The sequence below is a fragment of the Nocardia takedensis NBRC 100417 genome, from assembly GCF_000308695.1.
Taxonomy (GTDB): domain Bacteria; phylum Actinomycetota; class Actinomycetes; order Mycobacteriales; family Mycobacteriaceae; genus Nocardia; species Nocardia takedensis.
In genome coordinates this window covers 1-24564 of record NZ_BAGG01000068.1, presented here as the reverse complement: position 1 = coordinate 24564, position 24564 = coordinate 1, and the positions used below count along the sequence as shown (strand labels likewise).

Sequence of the window (24564 nt, the reverse complement as noted above, 5' to 3'; positions counted from 1 at the left end):
TCGACACACGGTCGGCCCTTTCGCGCCGCTCGGGCGAAGCAAGCGTGCTCGGGGCAGGGCGTGGCGGTGATCGACGCAGGATGAGCAACACGAACCGGTTCGTGCGGATCCGCGAACCGGGTGTCCGACCATCTCAGAACTTGTCGTGACCACCTCGCCGGCGTCGCCCGGGAGGATCGGTTCGAATAGAAGTCGAGGACGAAATGTCGCTTCACCGACCACATGTCGGCTCCATCCCCGCACGTCAGCTGCTGGGTTCGGGCACCGCCGAGCTACCCAGTGGGCCTTCACATCGCAGGGAGTCCGGGTCGGGCCGGGTCCGCGCGATAGCGGGGTCGGCCGTGGCGGCCGGCGCCCTGGCGGGAGTCGCCGGACAGGTGGCGCCCGCCGCAGCGTACGCCGCGCCGGTCACCGAATCACAGGATGCCGCGGTCGCGCCGTTCGGCCTGGTCGACCTTCCCGCGGAAGTCGCCGCGCCGCTGCGACAGGCGGAGCAGGCCGTTGCCCAGTTGGAACAGGCATGGAACGAGATGCAGCAGAACGGCGCCTTGGCGCCGCCCGCTCTGTCCAGGCCGACAGCGGTGGTTCCCGTTGGTGGACAGATCAGCTCGTCGTACGGCACCCGGTGGGGCGCGTTCCACAACGGTGTCGACATCGCCGACACCATCGGGACCCCGATCCGTTCGGCGTTGGGTGGAACCGTGATCGAAGCCGGGCCGGCCGCTGGATTCGGGCTGTGGGTGCGGGTCGCGCAGGATGACGGAACCACCGCGGTCTACGGCCACATCAACGACTACAACGTCGCGGTCGGAGATCGGGTCGACGCCGGCGACGTGATCGCGTCGGTGGGCAATCGCGGCCAGTCCACCGGACCGCATCTGCATCTGGAGATCTGGGACACCGAGGGATACAAGATCGACCCATTGGCCTGGCTCTCGGCCAATGGTGCTGCGATGGAGCAGGATTGGGGTCCGCGGATGTAATGGCGCGGCATCTGTCGATCGTGTGGCGGCCACGCCGTGATGTTGCGGTTCAGTCAAACGAGTCCTGCGCGCCGCCGTCGGCCGTGACGAGCCGGTCGAGGGCGACTGCGCGGCTCCACATCGCATCGCGGGAAGTGGATCCTGCCCTGCCCGTCGGGGATCGCTCATGTCAGGTCGAGCGCGCCGCTTCCCTCGGTTCGCCGTCCGGGTGAGCACGGCCGAGGAACTCGGTGACGGTGGCGATGTAGTCGTCGGGACGGGTGAGCAGCAGGGAGTGTCCCCCGTCGGGGAAGGTCCGGTATTCGGCGTCGGGGTGTAGGTCTCGTAGCCGTCGGGTGTGGGCTGGGGTGATGAGGGGGTCGTCGTCGGCGCGGATGATCAGGACCGGTCCGGCCCAGGGGGTTGCGGCGTGCCATCGGTCGAGTCGTTCGGCGGCGTCGAGCAGGCGCCGGTAGGAGTTGATCGAGCCGTCGTGGCCGCCGGCACGGGCGGCGGCATCGACGCGACCGATCCAGAACTCGGCGTCGGCGGCGTCTTTCCAGGTGTTGCGCAGTGATGTGGCGATCACGTCGAGGGTGTCTTCCCACGGGGTGTCACGGGTGCGTTCGACGGCCGCGCGCAGTCGGTCGAGGTCTTCGGGGCCGTAGAGACCGGTGCCGGTGAGAGCCAGTGAGCGAACCCGGGTGGGCGCGCGTTGGGACAGTATCTCGGCGAGCATGCCCCCGGCGGACTGCCCGACGACGTCGGCGGTGTCGATGCGCTCGGCATCGAGGATCGCGACCAGGCCGTCGGCGAGTTCTTCGAGGGTGAGCGGGCCCGGTGGGTAGTCGACGGCGAGTGCGCGGCGATCGCGCAGGGCCGGGGTGAGATCGAGCCAGCCGACCGCGATCCCGGCGCCGCCGGGCAGCAGCAGCACCGGAGTTCCTTCGCCGCCGACATGGTAGGTCCAGTCGTGCCCTGCGGCGTGCAGCCTCTTCTCGGGGTGGTCGCGGTCGAAGGCGGCGGCGCGGTCCTGGATGGCGGTCACGGTGGTGGGTCTCCCTGCGAACGAGTGGGATTCGGGCACGTTAGGATCGGGGGCGTCTAGGTTCGGCCGACGCCTGGCAGGAATCGCCCGACGGTGTGCACGTAGTCGCGGTAGGCGGTGCCGTGGACTTCGGCGAGGTAGGGCTCTTCCACCACACGGACCTGGAGTTCGATGGTGGCCAGCAGTCCGACGAACGCGACCACAGCGACCGGGTTCGGGATGAGCAGCGTGATCCCGGCGGCGAAGACCAACATGGCGGTGAAGATGGGATTGCGGATGAGCCCGAACACTCCCCTTCGGACCAGCGTGGTGGTCTCCTGCGGGTCCACTCCGATGCGCCATGAATCGCCCATATCGGTCTGGGCGTAGAGGGTTCCCGCGATTCCGGCTACCGCGATGACCGCGCCGACACCCTGCACCCAGGGGCTGTCGAGTGCGGCGAACGGTGAGAGGGCTCCGGCAAGTTGGCCGATCGGGGCCGCGAGACCCGCGAGGATCGCGACGACGAATCCCGCACCTGCCCACCATTCCAGCGAGCCAGGGGTCCCGCTGATGCCGCGGAATCCGGTCGAGCCGGTCCGTAGATACTGGCGGCGGCTACGCCATCCGAAGCCGAGGACGCCGAATACCAGGTACAGCAAGAGCGCGAGCATCGCCATGGGCAGAGTCCTTCGATTCCGTATGGATGGCCGATCCGGTCGGGCCCGGCCACCGATGGATATACGGGGCAGGCCGACAACACACAGAATCATATGCATACATCACTATGTATGCAAGCGACTTGGCGCGCCGAACCGCGAACCCGCGGGACTGCACGAGTACGACTCCGGCAGAGGGTCTGCCCTGCACTCCGACCGCGAGCAGGTCGGTACTCGGTGCCGAGCACGGATCAGTGTCTCGCGGGACCGTTTCGACCGTCGGGGCCGGAGGGCATCCGCATGGCGTGGCCCGTGATCTATCCGCCGGTGACGGTGAGGTAGATCAGGGCCACGTTGAGCACCGAGATGACGGCCGCGACGAGCCAGGCCAGGGCGGTGGTGAGGCGGCGGTTGACGTCCTCGCCCATGAGGGCGGGGTCGCTGGTGAAGCGAACCAGCGGGATGAGGGCGAAGGGGATGCCGAAGGACAGGACCACCTGGGAGATGATGAGCGCGCGGGTGGGGTCGATCCCGGCGGCGAGGACGATCAGGGCGGGGATGAGGGTGACGAGGCGTCGGATCAGCAGGGCGACGTGGCGGCGCAGCAGGCCCTGCATGATCATCGCCCCGGCGTAGGCGCCGACCGAGGTCGAGGCGAGGCCGGAGGCGAGCAGGCCGATGGCCAGCAGCAGGCCGGCGGCCGGGCCGAGTGCGTCGGCGACCGCGGCGTGGGCGGATTCGAGGGAGTCGACGTCGTCGCGGCCGCGCAGGGTGGCGGCAGCCATGAGCAGCATGGCCAGGTTGACCGTGCCGGCCAGCAACATCGCCACCCCGACGTCGACGCGGGTGATCGCGAGCAGGCGGGTGCGCGCCGGTCCGGGTTCGGGGTGTCCGTGGCGGTCGCGGGCCAGTCCGGAGTGCAGGTAGACCGCGTGGGGCATGACCGTCGCGCCGATCATCGCGGCGGCGAGCAGCACGCTCTCGGTGCCGTCGAAGCGGGGGACGAGTCCGGAGATCGTGCCGGAGGCCGACGGCGGTGACATGACGGCGGTGGCGAGGAATCCCAGCGCGATGACGGCGAGCAGGCCGATGATCACTCGCTCGAAAGGCTGCTGCCCCTTCTTGTTCTGGATCGCCAGCAGCGCCATCGAGACGACGCCGGTGATGATCCCTCCGACGATCAGCGGAAGTCCGAACAGCAGTTTCAAGGCGATGGCCCCGCCGACGATCTCAGCGAGATCGGTGGCCATGGCGACGGTTTCGGCTTGCCCCCAGTAGGCCAGGCGCACGGGTCGACTCGCGCGTTCGCGCACCATCTCCGGCAGCGTGCGCCCGGTGACCAGCCCGAGTTTGGCCGAGAGGAACTGCACCAGCCCGGCCATCACGTTGGCGGTCACGATCACCCACACCAGCAGATATCCGAACTGGGCTCCCGCGCTGATGTTGGAGGCGACGTTGCCGGGATCGACGTAGGCGATCGCGGCGACGAACGCCGGCCCCAACAACCAGGCCGCGGACCGGACGCGGTGCAGGGCGGCCCTGGGAGAGGCGAGGGTGATCGTGCTCATCCCCGAAGTTTAAGGGAACCCGAAGTTTTTAGTTACCCAAGCCGCAATCCTTGCGACGGCACCCTCGAGAGCATGCGACGATCACCACGACGACACGTCGGTCGGCGCCGAGGCCAGTACGCCGACCGATACCGCCTCCGGGGCGAGGATCGGGTCCTCGATGATGATCGTGAGCCGATATCGGGGGTCCTGTGCCGCTTGTCGCGCGTAGCGGGCGATCGATTGCCCCAGTGCGTCTTTGGCTCGGGGACTGAACGTGGTCGGGAGCTGGGCGAGGACCGGTCCGAGGTTCGCGGCGTCGATCGCGGCGGCCTCGCTGCGGGTGAAGGTGATCGTGACCTGCTTCGCGGTGGTTTCGACGGCCATCGCCGACGCGGCGGCGCTGCCGAGGGTGGCGGCGGCTCCGGTCGCGATGAGCGTGATCAGTACGCGCAGAACAGGTTTGACCATGATTTCTCCTCGATGTGCAGGTGTGGGTCGGCTGGGCCGAGTTCACTGGGCGACGGGTCGAACCGACCGGACGGCGAGGTCGCCGACGATGTCGGTGTCGGTGATGTGCAGGACGCGCGCGGAGCCGATGTCGAAGAACAGGCCCGCTACTTCGAGATCGCCGGTGGCGACCCAGGGGGCGACCGCCGGGTGGCCCGTGCGCAGTCTGTGGACCTGGACGGCGACGTTGACCATCCCGAGTTGATCGATCTCGTCGAATCCGGCTGCCGCGGCGGCGTCCGCGACCGGGTGGCCGCGCAGGAACGCCTCGCGGGTCGCGGTGGCGTGGGCCAGCCACGTCGTGACCGGATGGCTGTGGCCGGGGCCCGCCCCCGGGGCGCTCGCCAACGCCTTCATCGCGCCGCATCCGGAGTGTCCGCACACGATCACGGAGTTGACCCGAAGCGTCTCGATGCCGAAGGCCAGCGCGGCTTCGAGGGAGGTGTCGAGTCCGTCGGGAGCGACCAGGTTTCCGACGTTGCGGACGGTGAACAGGTCGCCGGGACCGCTGCCGGTGATGACATTGGGCACGATCCGCGAATCGGCGCAGGTCAGCAGCAGCGAATGTGGTTGTTGGCTCTCACGCAGTCCGTGGAGGTGCTCCCGCAGCAGGGGGGCGTGGTGACGGTGGTAGTGATCGATTCCGTCGATGACCGGCAGCAGGGCGGCGCTGCGGTTCGGGTCGTGATGCTGGCGGGCCTTCCAGGGGGCGAGCCCGCGGATCAGCGAGGCCGCGAGGTGCCGCCGGGGCGCCCGGTGCGCCGCCGCGGCGATGGTGGTGGATCCGATCTCGTCGATCAGGACCGTGCCGCCTGCCGCGCGGTGGCGGCGGGTCCATTCCTCGATCGCCTCGGCGACGGCGTGATCGAGGAAGTCCACCGTGAGTTCGACGGTGACGTGGCTGCCGACCGGGATCGCGGTCAGGACCTTCGTCAGGCGAGGCAGGGACAGGAAGCTACAGGTGCCCTCGATCGTGACGCGCCAGTGTCTCGACGGCAGCGTGCCTTTCGGTTCGGCGTGTACCGAAGCCCGGACCGAGCGCCAGAGCACGAGCGCCACCGCCAGCAGCAGTCCGAGCAGCACGCCTTCGAGCAGATTCAGCAGCATGACGCCGAGGATCGTGGTGATGTACACCGGTAGGTCACCGGTGCGGCGGGCCAGGCGGATGTGGGCGAGTTTGATCAGTTGGACGCCGATGACGATCAAGAGTCCGGCCAGGGCCGACTTGGGGATCTGTTGCACGAGCGCGGCCAGCGCCAGTGAGAACACCAGGATCCACACGCCGTGCAGGATCGTGGAGGCGCGCGTGCGGGCGCCGGCGGTGACATTGGTGGCCGAGCGGACGATGACACCGGTGACGGGCAGCCCGCCCAGGATCCCGGAGACCATGTTCGCCGCTCCCTGACCGATCATCTCCCGGTTCAGGTCCGAACGCGGTCCCGAGTGCATCTTGTCGACTGCCACCGCCGAGAGCAGGCTCTCCACGCTGGCGATCAGCGCCATCGTCAGGACGCCGCCGAGGAAGGCGCCCCACGCGCCCTGCGGCAAGGCGGGCACCGCGATCGCGTCGAGGATGGAGCCGTCCATGACGACGCGCTCGACACCGAGCGGGAAGATCAGCGACACGGCGGTGGCGGCGACCACGCCCACCAGTGCCGCGGGGATCCGCGACAGCGGAGCGGGCAGATGTTTCCACCCGAACAGCACCGCGATGACGGTCAGGCCGACCACCAGGTCTCCGCCGTGCAGCGATCCGAGTTGCGAGGGCAGCCGGGTGATGTTCTCCAGCACCGAACTGCGCGAGGCCCCGCCGAGCAGGACGTGCACCTGCTGCAACGCGATGATGGCGCCGATTCCCGCGAGCATGGCGTGCACGACGACCGGCGAGATCGCCAGGGCGGCCCTGGCGATCCGGCTCAGTCCCAGCAGGATCTGCACCAGGCCCGCCGCCACGGTGATCGCACAGGTCACCTTCCATCCGAATCGGCCGACCAGCTCCGCGACGACGACGGTGAGTCCCGCGGCCGGGCCGCTGGCCAACAGCGGCGAGCCGCCGAGCAGCCCGGCGACGATTCCGCCGGCCACCGCGGCGATGAGCCCGGCCATGACCGGAGCGTCCGAGGCGATCGCGATGCCCAACGACAGCGGCAACGCGACGAGGAAGACCACGATCGAGGCGGGCAGGTCATATCGCAGCACCGCTCGGAGGCGGTCGCGGGGAAGGGCGGGGGCGCCGCCGGACGGCTCTGTTGACATGGGTGTCCTGTCGTTTCTGGAACCGGCCCCGGCAGGCACGTGGAAAGGAAGGGTGGATCGGCTCTCGGCGACGGTGCCACCGTTGAGCACGGCGCGACTCTACGGATGCCGAACCGCCGCGACGGTGACGACAGTCACAAGTTCGGGAACTATCAGCGGATTCTCAGTAAATACTATTCAGCATAGTATTTAGGTCTCCCGCGTGTGGCGTCCGAGAAGTCATGTCGCCCCGAGTTTTTCACCAGTCCATCTCCTCGCATCGGGCGCGGGCGAGCTCGGGTTCGACCTGGATGGTGGCATGCGCGAGCCCGTAGCGGTGCTCGAGCATCTCCTGGGCTTCGCGCAGCACCGCGGCGGAGTCGGCGTCGGGAGCGGTGGTGAGGTGGACCGAAGCGACTTCCATGCCGCTGGTGACGGTCCAGACGTGCAGGTCGTGGGCGTCGATGACGCCGGGCAGCGCGGTCAGGGCAAGGCCGAGCGTGTCGAGGTCCAGTTCGGCCGGCGCGTGTTGGAGCAGGATGCGGATCGCCTGCTTGCCGAGGTTGTAGGCGCGCGGCAGCACGAACAGCGCGATCGCCACGCCGATCACGGGATCCGCGTAGCGCCAACCGAAGACGAGGGTGACGATGCCGCTGGCCAGTACGCCGATCGAGCCGAGCATGTCGGACATGACCTCGAGGTAGGCGCCGCGGACGTTGAGGCTCTCCTTCGCACCCGAGCGCAACAGCAGGAACGCGGCGACGTTCATCGCCAGGCCGACCACCGCGACGATGGTCACCGGCAGGCCCGGCACCTCGGGTGGGGACTCGAAACGCCCGACCGCCTCGTAGAGGACCCAGCCCGCGACCGCGAACAGCAGCACGGCGTTGAGCAGGGCGGCGAACACCTCGACCCGGTGCAGACCGAAGGTGCGGTCGGGCCTCGCGGCAGCACGCTGGGCGGCCGCGATGGCGGCCAGGGCCATCAGGATTCCGAAGACGTCGGTGAACACGTGCGCCGAATCAGACAGCAAGGCCAGCGACGAGGTCGTCAGACCGACCCCGACCTGCGCGACGACCGTCACCAGCCCCAGCCCGGCCGCGATCCACAGTTTGCCGACGTGGCGACTCGAGGCGCTGGCCGCACTCGAGGCGTGTGAATGTTGATGTCCCATCGTCATGTACCTCCCTAGCGATAATATAGTCACATTCGCATATGAGCACCAGAGCTTCGGTCGGGGGCCCGGGTTTCCGTCACGACGAACCGGCCCTCGAAGGTTTCCTCGGCAGCGCGGCGCCGGTGGAGGGCTGTCCGTGCAGGGCGCGCAGGTAGTCGTTGTAGGCATTCAGGTCCGGGTCGTCCTCGGCGGTGTAGCGCTCGGCGACGGCGTTGTCGCGACGTTCGTCTCGGTGCCATCGGATCGCGAAGATCGTGACGATGATCAGGGCGACGGGTTCGCCGTAGGACCACGCCAGCGCGCCCGCGATGTTCTGGTCGGCCAGAGGGTCGATCCCCCAGTGGGGCGGCGGGGTCGCGAACAGGGCGATCATCGGACTGGTGGCCATCATCATCACCACGCCGATGAATACGTGCAGCGGCATTTCGACGAAGATGTCGAAGAAGCGCCCCAGGTTGGTCTGCCGGATGGGCAGCGGACCGGTCGACAGCACCGGAACGATGAACAGCAGACCACTCGCGAGGAAGAACACCTCGAGTCCGAGATGGCCCGGCACGGTGGCGCCCACGACATCCAGCAGCGGGGTGAGGTAGAGCCCGTAGTAGCTGAACAGGAAGACCGGGATGGTGAAGGCGGGGTGCAGCGCCAGACGCGCGAGTCGGCTGCGCAGTCCGGCCAGCGCGAACAGGACCACGAGGCGACCGAGTCCGCGGTGGGCGGTCGAACGCAGCAGCAGCACGCCCGGGCTGCCGAGCACCCACAGAGGCGGGATCAGGATCGAGAGGGTGAGGTGCTGGAACATCCACACGCTCAGCAGGCGGTAGCCGTAGCCCTCGATCCCCAATCCGGTGACCGCGATCAGCAGCGCGCATCCGGTCATGAAGCAACAGGTGCGCCACCACGGCCAGTCGCGGCCATGTCGCCGCAGTCGATACACCCCCCATCCGTATACCGCCGCGAGGACCGCCCCGAGCAGGGGCAGTAGCGGTACCGGCTGGGGATCCCAGCCCAGGAACGCGGTCAGAGACGGCGGCGCGTCGGGCAGGTGGGCGGCTACTGCGAGGACCGACATCGGCTCAGCGCGGGCCGCCGCGTCCGGGCCGGGCGCCTCGGAACACCGCGAACAGACCGCCCGCGACGAGGATCGCCGCGACGATGAAGGCTCCGAGCATCGGGAAGTCGTTGTCGTTGTCGTCCTCGCCCTCGGTCTTCGCGTTCACGGTGTCGGCGGGGGCGACGGGGAGGCCGCAGCAGCGCCGGGGACCGTGTTCTCGAGCGGTGTCGAGGCGACGGTGACCGTGAAGCCGTAGGAGCCGGTGATCGGGTGGCCGTCGGCCGAGACCACCCGATAGCCGACGGTGAACTGTCCGGCGGGCATTCCCGGTCGCAGCGCGGTCCGCACCTGATGCCCGTCGACGCTCACCTCCCCCTGGGTCCACTGCTCGTTGGCCGGACCGCCCATCACCGACACGGTGGCGAAACTCTGCTCGATGCGCTGATTGAAGCTCAGCGTCACCGTCGCCGGCGCGGTGTCCAGGACCGCGCTCGGGGCGGGGTCGGAGGTGTCCATCTCGCTGTGCGCCGAGGCGCGGGCCCCCGTGAACGCCAGCGCGGCCACGACCATCGCGAGCACCAACGCCGTTCGAGTCATCCCGATCTCCTTCTCGCACCGCGGACCCGCTCGGACCCGTCGTTCTAAGTACTATGGAGCATAGTACTTAGGTGTCGCAGCTCCGGGCCCCGGCGTTCCTCGCCCCGGTGCGAGTGCCGGATCTCGATGTGGGCGATGTCGTGCCGGGCGGAAGCGCCCCCGCCGACGCCTACGGCACAATTGGCGCTGGAGAAGGTGAGGAGAGCGGTGAAAGGACTGGGCGCACTCGAAGCTCGGGTGATGGAACTGTTGTGGGACAGCGAGGAGCCGTTGTCGGTCCACGACCTGGTGCAGCGTCTGGCCGGGCCTCGCCGGCGTCCGCCCGCGTACACCACGGTGTTGACGGTGGTGACCCACCTGTTCGAGAAGGAGTGGGTCGAGCGCGAGAAGGTCAGCCGGGCCTACCACTACCGGCCGCGGCACAGCCGCGCCGAGGCCACCACCGAGATGCTGCGCCAGATCCTCGACACCACGCCCGACGCGCCCGCGGTGCTGTTGCACCTGGCCCGGACGGCCTCCGAGCTCGAGGTCGAGGCGCTGCGCAAGGGTCTGGCCGAGAGCGAGGAACTGTGATCCTGGCGCTGGCCCTGGCGATCGTGGCGTCGGCGTCGGCGGTCGCCGCGCCGTGGGGGCTGCGTGGCGTCGCAGCACTCGCGCCGCCGATCGCGACGATCGCGGCATGGCTGGCGGCGATCGTGTCCGTCCTGGGCTCGGGTCTGGCCGCGGTGGCGGTGGGGCTGTGGCCCGGACACGCCCCCGGGGAGCTGACGCTGGAAGCCTGGATGCGCTGCCTGAGCACGGTGGAGCATTCGATACCGGCACCGGCTCGTGGGTTCCTGTGGGGCGGCGTCCTGGGCATCGGGGCGGTCCTGCTCGCGCGTCTGGTGGTGGTCGGTGTCGGCGATACTCGTGCGCGGACGAAGTTGAGCGGGCAGTACGCCGAGATGGTGCGACTGCTCGGGCGGGCCGATCCGCAAGCCGCGCGACTGTACTGGCTCGAACACCCGGTGCCGCTGGCGTTCAGCGTGGCGGGTCGGCATCGCTACGTGGTGGCGACCGACGGTTTGGCCGAGCGCCTGACCCCGCGGCAACGCAGCGCCGTACTCGCCCACGAGCACGCTCATCTTCGCGGGTTCCACCACCAGATCACCGGACTGTGCCGGATCCTGGCCGCGGCCTTTCCTCGCATCCCGCTGTTCGCCGCCGCGCCCGGCGCGATCGCGGCCCTGGTCGAACTCGCCGCCGATCGCTCGGCGGCGCGCGTGATCGACCCGTTATCGATGCGCACGGCTCTCGGCGCGGTGGCTTCGGTCTCCCCCGCGAGTCCCGGTCTGGCCGGACCACTGGTCGACGAGTCGCTGGAGTTGCGGATGAACCGTCTCCGCGCCGACGCTCCCGCCGTGTCGGCGCTGCCGGCGGTGATGGCATGGGTGGGCGCGGTCGCGACGGGGATGGCGGTGGCCGGTCTCGCGATCGCCGGTGTCGCGATCGTGGCGTGCCTGGGTCTGGCCTGAGAACACCGGCCCCGACCCACGGGTGTCAATTGGGCCCGAGCGGCGCCGCGCCGCGCTGGGCCAGGAGTGCGCGGATGGTGTCCGATTCCGCGGACTGGGTGGCCTCGATCGTCGCGGCCAGGCGCGCGACCACGGGTTCGGCGGCGTTGGCGGCGGCGTAGCGGGCCATCGGCAGTCCGCCTTCGTGGTGGCGCAGAAGCAACTGGAGATACAGGACGTCGGCCGAGGAGCCCGAGGACTGCCGCAATCTGCGCATGTCCTGCGTTCCCGCCATACCGGGCATCGTCGTGTCCGCTTCGCCCATGCCGGTCATGTCGTGGCCGGCAGGCATGGGGGCCGGGGTCTTCGTGCTCATCCAGGTCATGGCCGCTCCGGGCGCCGTGGCGGGCTGGTCCCACAACGCCAGCCATCCCTGCATCGTGCCGATCTGACTCTGCTGGGTCGTGATCACGTCGTAGGCCAGCGCTCGAATCTCCGGATCGCCGGTGCGCGTGGAGGCCAGCGCCGACATCTCCACGGCTTGCCCGTGATGGGTCGACATGTCCTGCGCGAAGCCGACGTCGACGGCGCTGTGACGGGCCTGCGGCGCTCGGTCGAGTCGCCAACCGACGCCGATGCCCAGGATCAGCCCCGCCGACAGGGTCAGGGCCAACAGCACCGGCCCCGCCCGCCGCGCCGGGGTGTCACCGGCGGCGGATGCGGTCGCGGGCCGATCGTCGAGGTCGCGGTCGGGGCTGTCGAGAGTCATCGCGTTCTTTCATGAGGTGGGCAGCGCGAACCCGGCAGGAGTCGCGGCGCCGGGGATCGCGTCGGGCCCCGGCGGGTCGGATCGGAAGGGCGGAGGGTTGTCGGGGTCGAAGTCGCCGGCGACCGAGCAACTGGCGCCCGGTTCGGGGTGGGTGTTCGGGTTCTGGCGCAGCGCGACGACGAATCGGTCCAGCCGCGGGTCCTCGACCCGGTCGAGTCGCAGTTGACGTCCCCACGATTGCAGGCTCAGCCGCGTCGGTTGTCCCGGATACGGCGACATCAACATGTAGCCCCGACCTTCGACCTTGTCCCGCAGGATCGCCAGGTCTTGCGGCGACAGCTTCTGCGGGTCGTAGGTGATCCACACCGCGCCGTGTTCGAGGGCGTGCACCGCGTTCTCCGAGCGCAGCGCCGTGGTGTAGACGACTCCGGTGCACGCCGCCCAGTACTGGTCGTGGGGTCCGCCCATCGGTGGGCTGCGGTCGTAGGCGACCCGCTGCGGGTCGCGGACGTGTTCGGCGGGCGGATATTCCGCTCGCTCGACCCCCTCGATGTCCGTCGACGGATCCGGGGTGTCGGCGTCGGGGGTGAATCGCGCCATTTCCGCGGTCTGCCGATACTTCGGGACCAGGTCGTAGGCGATCACGCCGACGAGCACCAGCACACCGACCACCGCGCCCACCAACAACCAGGACGGACCGCGCCGGGAAGCGAGCACACGCGACGCGCCTGTTCGTCGCCCGGCGCGCTTCGCCCTACCGGGCCGTCTCGGCGACCGCGCCGTCCTCGTCATCACCGCACGCCCTCTCCGCCGCCCGCCCAGCGACCCATCAAATACTAGGTTACATAGTTTTTAGTTTCATCAGCACCCACACGGTCGACTGCTATCCAATGATGTTCCGATAGAGAACATTCAGTTCATCTCCTACTGACCCAGTCAGTACTATGTGACGTAGTTTTTACTTAGAAGTCACTGAGAATCCATCGAATTGTGGTGGCGATCACGGACGTGGGCCGGCCAGGAGGACTACCTTGCCGGACGTGCCGCGAATTCCCTCATCAGGTCTCGAGAGCACACCGCCGAGTCGGCGGGGGCATGAGTCCCGCCCGGTTCGCATCCTCGGTCTCGACGCCGGGCCGGCACCCGACGTCGAGACCGAGGCCGCCGAATCGACCACGCGCCACCCCGAGGTTCCCGGCGGCGGCCGTACTTCGAGGTGACAGGCCGCATCAGCGGCCGGAATTCATAGCTGTCCGCTACTAATGTTTGGGGTGTGGGTGTGCGGCGACGCGGCGACGCGGCGAAGGTGACGCTCGGCGCGTTCTGCGCGCTGCTGGTGTTGGTGTTCTCGCTGACCGGCTGCGATGACCGGCACACCGGATCCTCGTCGGACCCCGCGTCGACCTCGGCGTCCTCCATGTGCGCGAGCGGACTCTCCGATATCCGCCACGACGACCGTGTATTCCACGCCGGGCACTTCACCTCGCTGCCGGGACCGCCGCGCTCGGAACACGACGACCTCCCGCGAGCTGTATCGATGCCCGCGACGCAGGTGCCCACGTACCGGGCGGACGCGCCGGTCAGAGTTCCGCGCTGTCACGGCCCACCCGCCGCCGTCGAACCCGCGGGGCGGGAGATGCTGGTGCGTCTCTGTATCTGGCGGCGCTGACAGGTCAGCGTCAGACCGGAAGGCGATGCTTCCGGTCGGTGCCCGCTGCCCATTCAGCACCGGGTCGCGGCGTGCGCGGCGACCCGATACAGAAAGCGACACCTGATGGACAATGTCGTACTCGACACCCCCGCCGGTCCGTGGACTCCCCAGTTGGTCGCCCGCGAGCCGCAGGCGCTGATCGGCAACACCCCGGTGGTACGGATCGGCGCACCGTTGGCACCGACCGGACGGGGATTCTGGGCCAAACTCGAAGGCAGCAACCCGGGCGGGATGAAGGATCGACCCGCGCTGCACATGGTGCGGTGCGCGCGGGCGCGCGGCGAACTTCGCGATGGTGCGCCGATCATCGAATCCAGCAGCGGCACGCTCGGATTGGGGTTGGCGCTGGCGGGCATGATCTGCGGTCATCCGGTCACGGTGGTGACCGATCCGGGCTTGGAACCGATCGTGACGCGGATGCTGCACGCCTACGGCGCCCGGGTGGACACCGTGACCGAACCCCATCCGGTCGGGGGTTGGCAGCAAGCCCGCCGCGACCGCGTGGCCGAACTCCTGGCGACCCGACCGGGAGGATGGTGCCCGGACCAGTACGCCAACCCCGACAACGCCGAGGCATATCGGGGCCTGGCTCTGGAACTGTTGGCGCAGTTGGGCCGGATCGACGTGCTGGTCTGCGCGGTCGGCACCGGCGGTCACTCCGCGGGCGTGGCCCGGGAACTGCGCCGCTACTGCCCGCAACTGCGGTTGATAGGCGTGGACACCGTGGCTTCCACGATATTCGGCCAACCCGCCGCACCACGCCTGATGCGCGGGCTCGGGTCGAGCATCCATCCGGCCAACGTCGACTATCCGGCCTTCGACGAAGTCCACTGGGTCGCGCCCTCGGAAGCGGTGTGGGCGGCGCGGACACTGGCGGCCACCCACTACGCCAGCGGCGGCTGGAGTGTGGGCGCGGTCGCGTTGGTCGCCGGATGGGCCGCGCGTGTGCACGATCCGGACACGCGGATCGCGACGATCTTCCCCGACGGGCCCCACCGCTACTTCGACACCGTCTACAACGACGCCTACTGCGCCGCGCACGGACTGCTCGACGCCCCTCCCCCGGTCGAACCCGAAACCATCGACCACCCGCGACAGAAGACCGTCACGACCTGGACCCGCTGCGCCACCGTCATCGACCCCCGCGCGGGGGCCCGCGTATGACCACCTGGCGGCAGTTCCGCGAGTTCGACCGCCCCGCCCGACTGTTGATGATCAACCAGTTCGGCATCAACCTCGGCTTCTACATGCTGATGCCCTACCTGGCCGGATACCTGTCCGGGTCGCTGGCGATGGCGGCGTGGACGGTCGGACTCGTCCTGGGCGTGCGCAACTTCTCCCAGCAGGGCATGTTCCTGATCGGCGGCACCCTGGCCGACCGGCTGGGTTACAAACCGCTCATCGTCGCCGGATGTCTGCTGCGGACAGCCGGTTTCGCGCTGCTGGTCTTCGCGACCTCGCTGCCGTGGCTGCTGATCGCCTCGGCCGCCACCGGATTCGCGGGCGCGCTGTTCAACCCCGCGGTGCGCGCCTACCTCGCGGCGGACGCCGGGGAACGTCGGCTGGAGGCGTTCGCGGTGTTCAACGTCTTCTACCAGGCCGGCATCCTGGCCGGACCGCTGGTCGGCCTGGCCCTGCTCACGGTGGATTTCCGGGTCGCGGCGGGCACCGCGGCGGTGGTGTTCGCCGCGCTGACCGTCGCGCAACTGTCCGCGCTGCCGAGCAGACGGCACGACGCCGCGACGACCACCTCGATCCGCGAGGACTGGCGCACGGTGCTGCGCAACCGGCGCTTCGTCTGGTTCGCGGTCGCGATGATCGGGTCCTACGTGCTGTCGTTCCAGGTGTATCTGGCGCTGCCGCTGCACGCCCAGGCGCTGTCGGGCGAGGACGCCCAGTGGCTGGTCTCGGCGATCTTCGTGGTCTCCGGAATCGTCGCCATCGCCGGACAACTGCGCATCACCCGCGTCTTCTCCACCCGCTTCGGCACACGCACGGCACTGGTGGCCGGCGTAGCGGTGATGGCGGCGGCGTTCCTGCCCTTGGCACTGGCGCCGACCGCAGCGGCCTTCGGCCCGGTGGTCGCGTGCACGGTGTTGCTGGCCTCGGCGGCGATCCTGGCCGTCGGCGCCGCCGCGGTGTTCCCGTTCGAGATGGATACCGTCGTCTCGCTGGCCGAAGGTCGACTGGTGGCCACCCACTACGGCTTCTACAACACCGTCGTCGGGATCGGCATCCTCGCCGGCAACCTCGCCACCGGCGCGGTGTTCGGCTTGGCGCGCGAATCGGGATCGATGCGCTGGGTGTGGATCGGCTTGGCCGCGACAGGCTTCGCCGTGGCATCGGCCCTGTCCCGCCTCGACCGCCGGGAGATGCCCACCCCCGAAGCCGCACAGAAGGTTTCGGCATGAGAACACGGCGTTGAGCCGCGCGCCCGCGCAGGTCCACCACGGAACGGTCGGCCCGCGCGGGCGCGCGCCGCGCTCAGCCGAGCGCGGCGTCGAGCGCGGCGGCCAGGTCGTCGTACCCGGTGGCGGTCACCTTCCGGTCGCCGACGAAGAACGTCGGGGTGCCCTGCACCCCCAGCGCCAGGCCGTCCTCGAAGTCCGAACGCACCCGGGCCGCCGTGGCCGGATCGTCGTAGGCGCGGTCGAAGGCCGCCAGGTCCAATCCGAGGTCGGCGGCGAAACCACGGAAGACCCCGTCCGCCGGCACCCGCTGTTCACCCCATTCGGCCTGGGTCTGGAACATCCGTTGATACATCAGCTCGAATCGCCCCTGCGCAGCGGCGGCCTCGACCGCGCGCGCGGCGCGTTCGGCGTTGAAGTGCGAAGGGATCGGGAAGTAGCGCACCACGAATTCGACCCGGTCGCCGTAGGCCGTGCGCAGACGCTCCACGCTCGGGAACATCGCTCGACACGCCTCGCATTCGAAGTCCAGGAACTCCACGAACCGCACCCGCGCGTCGGGAACGCCGGAGAGCCGATGGCTGTCCTGGCGCACGACCGCCGCCGCACCCTCGACGCGCTGCGGAACGTCTTCGTCGCGGGCGCCGCTCACCGCGATCGCGGTCACGACCACGGCGAGCACCGCCGCGGCGGAGGTGAGCAGACGGGACCGGCGCGAGATCCGCGCGCGCACCGGGCCGGTCACCGTCGCACCACTGGAATGAATAAGACAATTCGGATATCCATGAACACGCGGCAACGCTACCGCGCCCACCGCGCCTCGATCCAATATTTTCTGAATACAGAAAATGATGTACCGTTTTCTCATGGAGACGGTCCTGCACATCGACGCGCTGTCCCGGTTCGGGCACGCGCTCTCCGACGCCACGCGCACGCGCATCCTGCTGCAACTACGACAGAAGCCGGGATACCCGGCCGAGCTGGCCGAGCGGATCGGGGTCTCGCGTCAGATTCTCTCCAATCACCTTGCGTGCCTGCGTGGTTGCGGTCTGGTGGTGGCCGTACCCGAAGGTCGGCGCGCCCGCTACGAACTGGCCGATCCGCGGATCGCGGCCGCGCTGTCCGATCTACTCGGGCTGGTGTTGGCGGTCGATCCCGCCTGCTGCCCCGACGCAGCGACCGACGGATGCTGCTGATGGCCGATCTCGGACTGCCCGGTCTCGGCGCGCGCACCGTCGAGACGATCGGACCGACCCCGCACCGTCGGGCGTTGCTCACCCGCCGCATCCGCTGGTTCGTCGCGGCCACCATCACCTACAACGTGATCGAGGCGATCATCGCGCTCACCGAGGGCGCCCGCGTCTCCTCCACCGCCCTGATCGGATTCGGACTCGACTCGGTGATCGAGGTGTCCTCCGCCGCCGCGGTCGCCTGGCAGTTCGCGGGCCGAGACCCGCAAGCCCGCGAGAGGATCGCCCTGCGGGTTATCGCAGTGTCCTTCTTCGCCCTCGCCGGCTACGTCACGGTCGAGTCGATCCGCGGACTGCTCGGAGTCGGCGAGGCCCGACACTCGACCGCCGGGCTCGCGCTGGCCGGCGCGAGCCTGCTGATCATGCCGATCCTGTCCGCCGCGCAACGCCGAGCCGGACGCGAACTCGGCTCCGCCTCCGCGGTCGCCGACTCCAAACAGACCCTGTTGTGCACCTATCTGTCGGCGGTACTGCTGATCGGACTGCTGCTCAACAGCCTGCTCGGCTGGTCGTGGGCCGACCCGATCGCCGCCCTGGTCATCGCCGCCATCGCCGTCAGAGAAGGCGTCAACGCCTGGAAGGGCGACACCTGCTGCCCCACACCGTCCTCCGCCTTCGGCGGACCCTCGGATTCCGCGAGCCACACCTGCGACTGCTGCGACTGACACCGCCCCGCGAGCACACCGAGGCCGCGAGCACGCGCGGCACACAGCGCCCCCGCTTCGTGGGCGTCCGCCACGCCCCGGGGAACAGACAGCACGCCCAATAACTACGCTGCATAGTATGTCGCTGTCCGTGAGGTCACCCGCCGAACCCGACGACCCACCCCCGGGCCGCCCGGCCGGCTCGGCCTCGTTCGGCGCGCTCGTAGCACTGTGTGGCGCACTCACCGCGGTCGTCGCCACCGTCGTGGTGGGATTGTCGGCGACCCGAGCGCTGAGCCTGCTCGGGATTCCCGATCCCGGAGCACTGACGACCTACGGGTTGCCCGCCGTGCGAGCGCTCGCCGATCTCGCCGCGGCGCTGACCGTCGGTTCGCTGTTGTTCGCAGCCTTCCTGACACCTCCCCAGACCGATGGACTGCTCGACGTCGACGGCTATCGCGCGGTGCAGCGCGGGTCGTGGTCGGCGGTGGTGTGGGCATGCTGCGCCGCGCTGCTGGTCCCGCTGACGGTCTCCGACACCACCGGCCGAGCCGTCGAACAACTGTGGCGGCCGGAACTGTTGTGGCGAGCGATGAATCAGATCGCCGCGGCCGAAGCCTGGCGAACGACAACCGTCCTGGCGCTGATCCTGGCCGCGGGCGCCCGAGTCGCCCTGCGCTGGCGATCGACACCGTTGCTGGCGGCCGGGGCGATCACGGCCATGATGCCGCTGGCCCTCAGCGGACACTCTTCCTCGGGCGGCGCCCATGACGTAGCCACCAACAGCCTCGTCCTGCACCTGATCTCGTCCGCGGTGTGGGTCGGTGGACTGTTCGCGGTCCTGGCGCACGCGATGCGCGGCGGCGCGCGCACCGACCTCGCGGCTCGCCGCTTCTCCGCCATCGCGACCGGCGCGTTCATCGTCATCGGCCTCAGCGGTGTGATCAATTCCTGGGTCCGGGTCCCGACCCAGGATCTGCTCACCACGACCTACGGCCGACTGGTGCTCGCGAAGGCCGCCGCGCTGCTCGCTCTCGGCGTCCTGGGCTGGTTCCAACGCCGCCTCGCCGTGGCCAGATTGGTCACCGATCCACGCGACCGCGCCGCGCTGATCCGATTCGGCGGCCTCGAGACGGTGACCTTCGCGGTGACCGTGGGCCTCGCGGTCGGGCTCGGCCGAACCCCGCCGCCGCCACCGACCGCCGAACCGACTCCCACCGAAGCCGAACTCGGCTACACCCTGTCCGGACCACCCTCGATGCCACGACTGCTGTTCGACTGGCGATTCGACCTGATCTACGGCGCGGCGGCCCTCGCGCTCGCCATCGCCTACCTGCTGGGAGTACGGCTCTCACGAGAACGCGGACACACCTGGGCGCCGACCCGCACGGTCGCCTGGCTGTCCGGTTGCGCGGTGATGCTGGCGGCGACCTCCTCCGGTGTCGGCCGCTACGCGCACGCGGTCTTCAGCGTCCACATGGGCCAGATCATGGCGTTGTCGATCCTCACACCGATCCTGCTCGCACTCGGCAGCCCGGTGACTCTCGTACTGCGGGCCCTGCGCCCGGCAGAGCACGGTGAAGCACCCGGACCACGCGAATGGACCCTGGCCGCGGTACACAACCCTCTCTCGCGCGCGCTCACCCACCCGATCGCAGCCCCAATCATCCTCGCAGGCGGGTTCTGCGCCCTCTACCTGAGCGGCATCTACGATTCCTACCTCGATTCCCATGCCGCACACCTGATGATGAACCTCTACTTCCTCGTCGCCGGCTACATGTTCTTCTGGACGATCCTCGGGATCGACCCGACCCCGCGTCCCGCAAGCGGCTCGACCCGACTCGCCATGCTGCTCGGTTTCCTCACCGCGCATATCGGTTTCGGCATCGCGCTCATCACCACGACGACCGTGATGGGCCAGTGGTACTTCCGCGGACTGGGCTTGGACTGGAACGATGACCTCCTGACAGATCAACGCATCCGAGGCGGTCTCGTCTGGGCAATCGGCCTCGTCCCCGTCGTGATCGTGACACTCGCGCTACTACTCCGAAAGCGTCCGAGCCCGTCGTCGATTCACCAGAGACCCGCGACGTGACGCGACGTCCATCGCCATCCTGTGGGCCGCTGTAGCTGGTTGGTCGCAACGGCTCGACACCGGGTCGCCGGGGACCCACGCAGCCGACACCGAAGCAACGAGGCCGACGGCCCGATGACCCACAGGTCTGGTAACCAGGCTTCTTGGTCCCACCGTGGCGGTTGGAACCGACACGCTATTCCAAGTGGACATCCGGCTGTCGCGTTAGACAACTCGGCTCCTACCCCGACCTGAATAGCGCACGTTCCGAATACCTACGCTCCACCAGTTCTCACAGAGGCGGGATTGCGTCACGCCAGTTGGCGCGGACTACGACCCGACATCGACGCCACCGACGTCACCTGGCCCACCCAGGACCCTCCCCAATCCTGACCACGACACGACCGGCCCCGCGCGGGCCGTCGACCCACGCCCTGTCAATCCGACAAGCGGAATGCCGCAGACCTTCCCGGCTTCTGCCCTGGCCCTTGGAGGAATCCGATGTCCTGCGAGTTCATCCGCGTGCCGCGCTACCCGCACCTGGTGGCCCGCCTCGCCGAGGCGATCATGACCGAAGTCACCGATGCCATCGAGGGCGGCGAGATCCCCGCCACGGTCGCCACCTATTCGCAGCTGCACGACCACGTCGACGCCAACATGCTCGCCCACGAAATGCGCGGTGAACTGATCGCCACGGTGCCCGGATGGCAGATGCTCGACCAGGAGATCGACGCCACCACCCACGTCGATGTGTGGTTGCGGGCTGGCCGCCCGCCGACACTCACCCCGTACGCCGCGGCGAGCGGGCACGAATCGCTCCTGATCGATCACGCCCACGTCTTCGAGGACACCCTCGGATTCGGGCTGCTCGCCCAGCGGCGTGCGCGAGCGGCCGGATTCGCCGACCTGCCCACCGTGTACGACAGCGAACCGCCGGATACCGAAAGCGCTTCCCAGGAGTGACCACTCGGTGCCGCCATCACGTATAGGGCGCTCGCTCGGCGGACAGGGGGGTGGGTGGCCGATCAGTCGGTGAACGTCGAGATGTCGTACTCGGCCACCTCACCCCGCCCGACGCCGGTCACCCGGTTCAGCATCTCGAAGACGAAGTCCTCCCCGCTCGACGTCGCGACCTCGGTTTCCTGCGGCGGCAGTTCGCCGTGTTCTCGGCGACCGTGCTTCGGCGTGCATGATCCGCCGTATCGGGACTCCGTCGCGATAGAAGGCGAATCCGTCCACGCTCGACACGCTGTTGCTCACCCACGCCAACACCTGCCCCCGTGCGGTCACCTCCGCTGTCGCCCGGTCGTCGAAGGTCACCCGGACCTGCGGATCGGCGATTAACGTCCAGCCGCCCACCGTCGTCACACCCAGGTCGTAGGGTCGCGCGAACACCGCGTCGAGGTCGACGCGTTCACCGCTGCCCCGCAGCCGCCCCTCAAGCGCCGACACATCCGGGGACGGCCTGTGCCGCCAGCCCCTGCACTTCCACCCCATCGCTCCGCCCTTCCGCCACCACCACAGCATCGACAGGTCGATGTCGAGATGTCGACGCCGTTACCGGCGACGCCACCTCCGTTATGTTCCCCACCACCGAAGAGGATTTCGCGAGACCCGTCCCCGCCCCTTCGTTGTGCAAACGCCTTTCGAGGGCCGCCGACCTCGCGACACGGTCGACGGCCCCCGACCTCGGCCTTCAGCGCCACGGGGTTCGCACATCACCATCGGGCGTTCTCCCGGGACGACCGCGCCGGACCCCGGCGATGCTCCCGGTCGCTCACCAGCGCTGTCACGACACAGCTGGACAGTGAGGTCTCGGGAAGGGAGGCGGGACGGAGAGCAGATTGCTAGTTGAGAGCTTTCCAACCGTCGTTTCGGACCTTTTCCAGAGCGGTCACCTCTCGAATCATCCGGGGAATCGCGAAGACGAGTGCCACCACGGGCCCGCTGGTCAGCACGAGGAACTTCCCCAGCTCGTCGAGGGGTGTCTGCCTGCCCAGGACCAGCGCCACGATCACCTGCCCGACGATTCCGGTGATGATCGCCAGGATGAGTCCGCCTCCCAACCATCGCAGTCGATTGCCCATTGCGTCGTGGATCAGATAAGCCAACTTCCGGCGGAAGCGATCCCAATCGTTGTCCATGTCGAGCACCCTCACGCCCGCTCTCCCACCCCGTCAACACCCCCAGCGGGTACCGATCAGTAGTAAACTGTTGTGTCGCAACGTGATTGCCGACCTCCGTGCCGATTGATGATCTTGACAAGGAGCCCGTCGTCGGGCATTCACGCTGGTCGCGGATTTTGGGTGATGGCATCGAGCCGACCCGCCGTCGGCGACCACGACTCGATGCGTGTAGGCGCGGCACGAACGCAATCCCCCTCGACACCAGCGGCTGCGTCCAGCGCGTCAGGCAGCGGAAGCGCGCGAGGGGTATCACCTGGCCCATCGCCCGCTGCGTGGATAGTTCACGATATGGTCGACGGACCGGACCATGAACTGTCCGACCTGGACGGTCGCCGACGGTGTGAGAGCCTGATCTGGTGCCCGAGCCGTCTGTCGTCGTCGAACGCGGCGCCGTGCACATCCCACCCGCTGCGGTCGAGGCCCTGTTGGGTCGCCTCGCCGAGGTCCACCCGTTGGCCGACTCCGACTTCACGCACCCGAAATGGGTGGCCGAGCCCGACCGGGGCGGCGGAACGTGCCATCTGTTGGCGGTGCGCGGCGGCGTTCTCGTGGGGTTCCTGGCCGGTCGACCACGGACCGGGCACATCGCGCTGCTGGGTGCCCTGGCTCCGGGCAACAGGGCCGGTAGGGCGTTGCTCGAAACCTTCGCCTCTCAGGCCGTCGCCGCAGGAGCGACACGGTTGAGCGTGGTCCTCGACACCGAGATCGAACACCGGTGGCAGCGCCGCCGCTTCTTCGAAACGAACAGCTTCCGCCCCGAGCGCGGCAGCGCACTGCACTTCCTCCGCGACCTCTGACCGGCGCACACACCAGGCCGAACCGCCCGCATCCACCGACCACCTCGCAGAAGTCGGTCGTCCCCATCCGCGATGCCGACCGTCGGCCGATTCCGGACGGGCAACGCGGACATACAGAGTCGGCGCTGACCACCCGCGCTCGTCATCACCCATCCCAACCTGACGCGACACCGCCCCCGAAGGCGCGCGGTTCGCGTCGGCGCCCTCACCTGACAAGGAGTTCGTCATGCCGCACTCTGCTCCGATTGTCGTGTCCCCCGGCCCGGTCATCGCCTCGATCCCCGGCTATATCGGTTTCGTCCCGCAACGATCGCTGGTGCTGCTGCTGGTGCGGACTGAACCGGTCGACTCCGGCGCCGAACAGTCCGCTGCTCTGCGCTTCGACCTGACCGACGAGGTCCCGTTGATCCTCGAGGACGTGCGGGCCGTGCTCGCGATCCTCGGTCCCTCGCTCGGGATCGTGGTCGTGGTCGACGACCGACTCGCCCCGCCCGAGGTCGGCGCCGGAGCGGGTCCCGGCCACGCTCTGGTCGAGCGCGTACTGGACGGGCTGGCCGGGGACCCGCTCCGTGCGTCCGGGATCTTCGCCACCACCGCGATCCTCACCGAGGGTCCCTGGTGGTCACTGACCGAGACCGACCGGACCGGGCTCCTGCCCGATCCCGCACGAACCCCTGCCGCGCGTGAACGCGCACTGCTCGGCATCCCCGTGCTGGAGTCCCGCACGGCCCTGGCCGAATCGCTGGCCACCGATCCCGCACTCGCCGTGCCGGTCTCTGCGCTGCTGCCCGATGCCCTCGCCGCCGCGCTGGAGAGCCGCCGCACCGTCAGCCACGAACAGCAGATGACCGCCCTGAACCGCCGCGACCTCGAAGAAGTCCTCCACGCGATCGCCGACCTCGCCGACGGCGCTGATCTGTCCGCGGAACGCCTCGCACGGTTGGGCGCGGCGCTCGCCGTCCCGGCAGTCTGGCAGTGCCTGCCCGCCACCGCCACCGGCGAGCCCGAACACCTCCTGGCCGCCGAACGATTGTGGACGCTGTTGATCCGCAGCCTCACCGGCACCCGGCGCGCCCACCCGGCGCTCCTGCTCGCCCTCAGCGCCCGACGACGCAGCGACGGAGCCCTGACCACCATCGCGACCACGATCGCCCTGGACGCCGATTCCACCAACATCGTCGCCCATCTCATCGCCGCCGTGATCGACCACGCCCTCCCGGCCACCGAACTGGACGGCTACACACGCCACGCCACCGCAGCCGCCGCCCGCCTCGCCATCACCATCCCCTGACCCACACACCGACCCTGGGAGGAGCGCAGGCCGCCGTGACAACAACCACCCGCCCAGCGACGTCGGGCCGGTCCCTCCGCCCCGGTCGCCCGCCGCACACCGACGTCGATTTCTCGCTGTCCCCGGCTCCCGGGCTCGGTGGGTACGACCACTATGTGATCTCGATTTCGGGC

Annotated in this window: 26 protein-coding genes; 12 read left to right on the top strand and 14 right to left on the bottom strand. The window is 69.1% G+C overall.

The window, feature by feature from the left end:
• Window positions 1–341: 341 nt before the first annotated feature.
• Window positions 342–983 (top strand): M23 family metallopeptidase, encoded by a 642-nt coding sequence (locus ON30_RS14805; protein ID WP_245554052.1) that lies wholly within the window; start codon window positions 342–344, stop codon window positions 981–983.
• A 169-nt stretch (window positions 984–1152) separates the two neighbouring features.
• Here ON30_RS14805 and ON30_RS14800 read toward each other — a convergent pair whose 3' ends face one another.
• The 9 genes from ON30_RS14800 to ON30_RS14765 form a co-directional block, all read right to left on the bottom strand.
• Window positions 1153–2010, bottom strand: a complete 858-nt coding sequence (locus ON30_RS14800) for an alpha/beta fold hydrolase (RefSeq protein WP_040707621.1) — start codon at window positions 2008–2010, stop codon at window positions 1153–1155.
• Window positions 2011–2066: 56 nt separating this feature from the next.
• Window positions 2067–2669 carry a methyltransferase family protein gene (locus tag ON30_RS14795; RefSeq protein ID WP_040707619.1) on the bottom strand — a complete coding sequence of 201 codons (603 nt, stop codon included), beginning with the start codon at window positions 2667–2669 and terminating at the stop codon, window positions 2067–2069.
• A 296-nt stretch (window positions 2670–2965) separates the two neighbouring features.
• The gene (locus ON30_RS14790) at window positions 2966–4216 is read right to left on the bottom strand and encodes an Nramp family divalent metal transporter (protein ID WP_040707617.1); all 1251 of its coding nucleotides are present in this window, start codon (window positions 4214–4216) and stop codon (window positions 2966–2968) included.
• A gap of 81 nt (window positions 4217–4297) precedes the next feature.
• On the bottom strand, window positions 4298–4666 hold the full coding sequence (locus ON30_RS14785) for a hypothetical protein (protein WP_040707615.1): 369 nt from the start codon (window positions 4664–4666) through the stop codon (window positions 4298–4300).
• Between the two features lie 42 nt (window positions 4667–4708).
• Window positions 4709–6961, bottom strand: a complete 2253-nt coding sequence (locus ON30_RS14780; RefSeq protein ID WP_040707613.1) for a SulP family inorganic anion transporter — start codon at window positions 6959–6961, stop codon at window positions 4709–4711.
• A 238-nt stretch (window positions 6962–7199) separates the two neighbouring features.
• Complete coding sequence (locus ON30_RS14775; protein ID WP_040707612.1) at window positions 7200–8120, bottom strand: cation diffusion facilitator family transporter; 921 nt, start codon at window positions 8118–8120, stop codon at window positions 7200–7202.
• Window positions 8121–8193: 73 nt separating this feature from the next.
• Window positions 8194–9189 (bottom strand): cytochrome c oxidase assembly protein, encoded by a 996-nt coding sequence (locus tag ON30_RS14770; protein WP_040707610.1) that lies wholly within the window; start codon window positions 9187–9189, stop codon window positions 8194–8196.
• A gap of 4 nt (window positions 9190–9193) precedes the next feature.
• Complete coding sequence (locus ON30_RS39165; protein WP_157183735.1) at window positions 9194–9337, bottom strand: hypothetical protein; 144 nt, start codon at window positions 9335–9337, stop codon at window positions 9194–9196.
• On the bottom strand, window positions 9334–9768 hold the full coding sequence (locus ON30_RS14765; protein WP_083911407.1) for a copper resistance CopC family protein: 435 nt from the start codon (window positions 9766–9768) through the stop codon (window positions 9334–9336). Before ON30_RS14765 ends, ON30_RS39165 begins: the two co-directional genes overlap by 4 nt.
• A 207-nt stretch (window positions 9769–9975) precedes the next feature.
• On the opposite strand from ON30_RS14765, the gene ON30_RS14760 reads away from it, so the two are divergent.
• Together ON30_RS14760 and ON30_RS14755 are read left to right on the top strand one after the other, a co-directional pair.
• Window positions 9976–10341 carry a BlaI/MecI/CopY family transcriptional regulator gene (locus tag ON30_RS14760; protein WP_040707608.1) on the top strand — a complete coding sequence of 122 codons (366 nt, stop codon included), beginning with the start codon at window positions 9976–9978 and terminating at the stop codon, window positions 10339–10341.
• On the top strand, window positions 10338–11282 hold the full coding sequence (locus ON30_RS14755; protein WP_040707606.1) for a M56 family metallopeptidase: 945 nt from the start codon (window positions 10338–10340) through the stop codon (window positions 11280–11282). Before ON30_RS14760 ends, ON30_RS14755 begins: the two co-directional genes overlap by 4 nt.
• Before the next feature lie 25 nt (window positions 11283–11307).
• Here the strand turns inward: ON30_RS14755 and ON30_RS14750 are convergent, their stop codons facing one another.
• Both ON30_RS14750 and ON30_RS14745 read right to left on the bottom strand, forming a co-directional pair.
• The gene (locus ON30_RS14750) at window positions 11308–12030 is read right to left on the bottom strand and encodes a DUF305 domain-containing protein (protein WP_040707604.1); all 723 of its coding nucleotides are present in this window, start codon (window positions 12028–12030) and stop codon (window positions 11308–11310) included.
• Between the two features lie 9 nt (window positions 12031–12039).
• The gene (locus tag ON30_RS14745) at window positions 12040–12747 is read right to left on the bottom strand and encodes a thioredoxin-like domain-containing protein (RefSeq protein WP_040707601.1); all 708 of its coding nucleotides are present in this window, start codon (window positions 12745–12747) and stop codon (window positions 12040–12042) included.
• A gap of 556 nt (window positions 12748–13303) precedes the next feature.
• On the opposite strand from ON30_RS14745, the gene ON30_RS14740 reads away from it, so the two are divergent.
• The 3 genes from ON30_RS14740 to ON30_RS14730 all read left to right on the top strand — a co-directional run bounded on the left by ON30_RS14740 (window position 13304) and on the right by ON30_RS14730 (window position 16152).
• Window positions 13304–13699 carry a hypothetical protein gene (locus tag ON30_RS14740; RefSeq protein ID WP_040707599.1) on the top strand — a complete coding sequence of 132 codons (396 nt, stop codon included), beginning with the start codon at window positions 13304–13306 and terminating at the stop codon, window positions 13697–13699.
• Window positions 13700–13804: 105 nt separating this feature from the next.
• On the top strand, window positions 13805–14905 hold the full coding sequence (locus ON30_RS14735) for a PLP-dependent cysteine synthase family protein (RefSeq protein ID WP_083911405.1): 1101 nt from the start codon (window positions 13805–13807) through the stop codon (window positions 14903–14905).
• Complete coding sequence (locus tag ON30_RS14730) at window positions 14902–16152, top strand: MFS transporter (RefSeq protein ID WP_040707598.1); 1251 nt, start codon at window positions 14902–14904, stop codon at window positions 16150–16152. The genes ON30_RS14735 and ON30_RS14730 overlap by 4 nt, the downstream gene beginning before the upstream one ends.
• Before the next feature lie 73 nt (window positions 16153–16225).
• On the opposite strand, the gene ON30_RS14725 is transcribed toward ON30_RS14730, so the two are convergent.
• The gene (locus ON30_RS14725) at window positions 16226–16870 is read right to left on the bottom strand and encodes a DsbA family protein (protein WP_040707738.1); all 645 of its coding nucleotides are present in this window, start codon (window positions 16868–16870) and stop codon (window positions 16226–16228) included.
• Between the two features lie 145 nt (window positions 16871–17015).
• Here ON30_RS14725 and ON30_RS14720 point away from each other — a divergent pair, with 145 nt between their 5' ends.
• The 4 genes from ON30_RS14720 (at window position 17016) to ON30_RS14705 (ending at window position 21080) form a co-directional block, all read left to right on the top strand.
• Window positions 17016–17345 (top strand): ArsR/SmtB family transcription factor, encoded by a 330-nt coding sequence (locus ON30_RS14720; protein ID WP_040707736.1) that lies wholly within the window; start codon window positions 17016–17018, stop codon window positions 17343–17345.
• Complete coding sequence (locus ON30_RS14715; protein ID WP_373282548.1) at window positions 17342–18064, top strand: cation efflux transmembrane domain-containing protein; 723 nt, start codon at window positions 17342–17344, stop codon at window positions 18062–18064. Before ON30_RS14720 ends, ON30_RS14715 begins: the two co-directional genes overlap by 4 nt.
• A gap of 118 nt (window positions 18065–18182) precedes the next feature.
• Window positions 18183–20138, top strand: a complete 1956-nt coding sequence (locus ON30_RS14710) for a bifunctional copper resistance protein CopD/cytochrome c oxidase assembly protein (protein ID WP_051029359.1) — start codon at window positions 18183–18185, stop codon at window positions 20136–20138.
• 480 nt (window positions 20139–20618) lie between these two features.
• Window positions 20619–21080 carry a hypothetical protein gene (locus ON30_RS14705; protein ID WP_040707596.1) on the top strand — a complete coding sequence of 154 codons (462 nt, stop codon included), beginning with the start codon at window positions 20619–20621 and terminating at the stop codon, window positions 21078–21080.
• 99 nt (window positions 21081–21179) lie between these two features.
• Here ON30_RS14705 and ON30_RS39160 read toward each other — a convergent pair whose 3' ends face one another.
• Both ON30_RS39160 and ON30_RS14700 read right to left on the bottom strand, forming a co-directional pair.
• On the bottom strand, window positions 21180–21569 hold the full coding sequence (locus tag ON30_RS39160; protein ID WP_157183734.1) for a DUF6461 domain-containing protein: 390 nt from the start codon (window positions 21567–21569) through the stop codon (window positions 21180–21182).
• A gap of 395 nt (window positions 21570–21964) precedes the next feature.
• Window positions 21965–22276 (bottom strand): hypothetical protein, encoded by a 312-nt coding sequence (locus tag ON30_RS14700; protein ID WP_157183733.1) that lies wholly within the window; start codon window positions 22274–22276, stop codon window positions 21965–21967.
• Window positions 22277–22659: 383 nt separating this feature from the next.
• Between ON30_RS14700 and ON30_RS14695 the strand changes: the two genes are divergently transcribed.
• On the top strand, window positions 22660–23100 hold the full coding sequence (locus tag ON30_RS14695; protein WP_040707592.1) for a GNAT family N-acetyltransferase: 441 nt from the start codon (window positions 22660–22662) through the stop codon (window positions 23098–23100).
• A 226-nt stretch (window positions 23101–23326) separates the two neighbouring features.
• Window positions 23327–24391 (top strand): DUF4192 domain-containing protein, encoded by a 1065-nt coding sequence (locus tag ON30_RS14690; RefSeq protein ID WP_083911403.1) that lies wholly within the window; start codon window positions 23327–23329, stop codon window positions 24389–24391.
• Window positions 24392–24564 lie beyond the last annotated feature (173 nt).

Excerpts from the sequence above, each read along its gene's own strand:
- ON30_RS14735 (WP_083911405.1), top strand. The coding sequence starts at position 13,805 with ATGGACAATGTCGTACTCGACACCCCCGCCGGTCCGTGGACTCCCCAG.
- ON30_RS14765 (WP_083911407.1), bottom strand. The coding sequence starts at position 9,768 with ATGACTCGAACGGCGTTGGTGCTCGCGATGGTCGTGGCCGCGCTGGCG.
- ON30_RS14775 (WP_040707612.1), bottom strand. The coding sequence starts at position 8,120 with ATGACGATGGGACATCAACATTCACACGCCTCGAGTGCGGCCAGCGCC.
- ON30_RS14705 (WP_040707596.1), top strand. The coding sequence starts at position 20,619 with ATGTCCTGCGAGTTCATCCGCGTGCCGCGCTACCCGCACCTGGTGGCC.
- ON30_RS14780 (WP_040707613.1), bottom strand. The coding sequence starts at position 6,961 with ATGTCAACAGAGCCGTCCGGCGGCGCCCCCGCCCTTCCCCGCGACCGC.
- ON30_RS14750 (WP_040707604.1), bottom strand. The coding sequence starts at position 12,030 with ATGACTCTCGACAGCCCCGACCGCGACCTCGACGATCGGCCCGCGACC.
- ON30_RS14710 (WP_051029359.1), top strand. The coding sequence starts at position 18,183 with ATGTCGCTGTCCGTGAGGTCACCCGCCGAACCCGACGACCCACCCCCG.
- ON30_RS14785 (WP_040707615.1), bottom strand. The coding sequence starts at position 4,666 with ATGGTCAAACCTGTTCTGCGCGTACTGATCACGCTCATCGCGACCGGA.
- ON30_RS14730 (WP_040707598.1), top strand. The coding sequence starts at position 14,902 with ATGACCACCTGGCGGCAGTTCCGCGAGTTCGACCGCCCCGCCCGACTG.
- ON30_RS14790 (WP_040707617.1), bottom strand. The coding sequence starts at position 4,216 with ATGAGCACGATCACCCTCGCCTCTCCCAGGGCCGCCCTGCACCGCGTC.
- ON30_RS14795 (WP_040707619.1), bottom strand. The coding sequence starts at position 2,669 with ATGGCGATGCTCGCGCTCTTGCTGTACCTGGTATTCGGCGTCCTCGGC.
- ON30_RS14720 (WP_040707736.1), top strand. The coding sequence starts at position 17,016 with ATGGAGACGGTCCTGCACATCGACGCGCTGTCCCGGTTCGGGCACGCG.
- ON30_RS14690 (WP_083911403.1), top strand. The coding sequence starts at position 23,327 with ATGCCGCACTCTGCTCCGATTGTCGTGTCCCCCGGCCCGGTCATCGCC.
- ON30_RS14770 (WP_040707610.1), bottom strand. The coding sequence starts at position 9,189 with ATGTCGGTCCTCGCAGTAGCCGCCCACCTGCCCGACGCGCCGCCGTCT.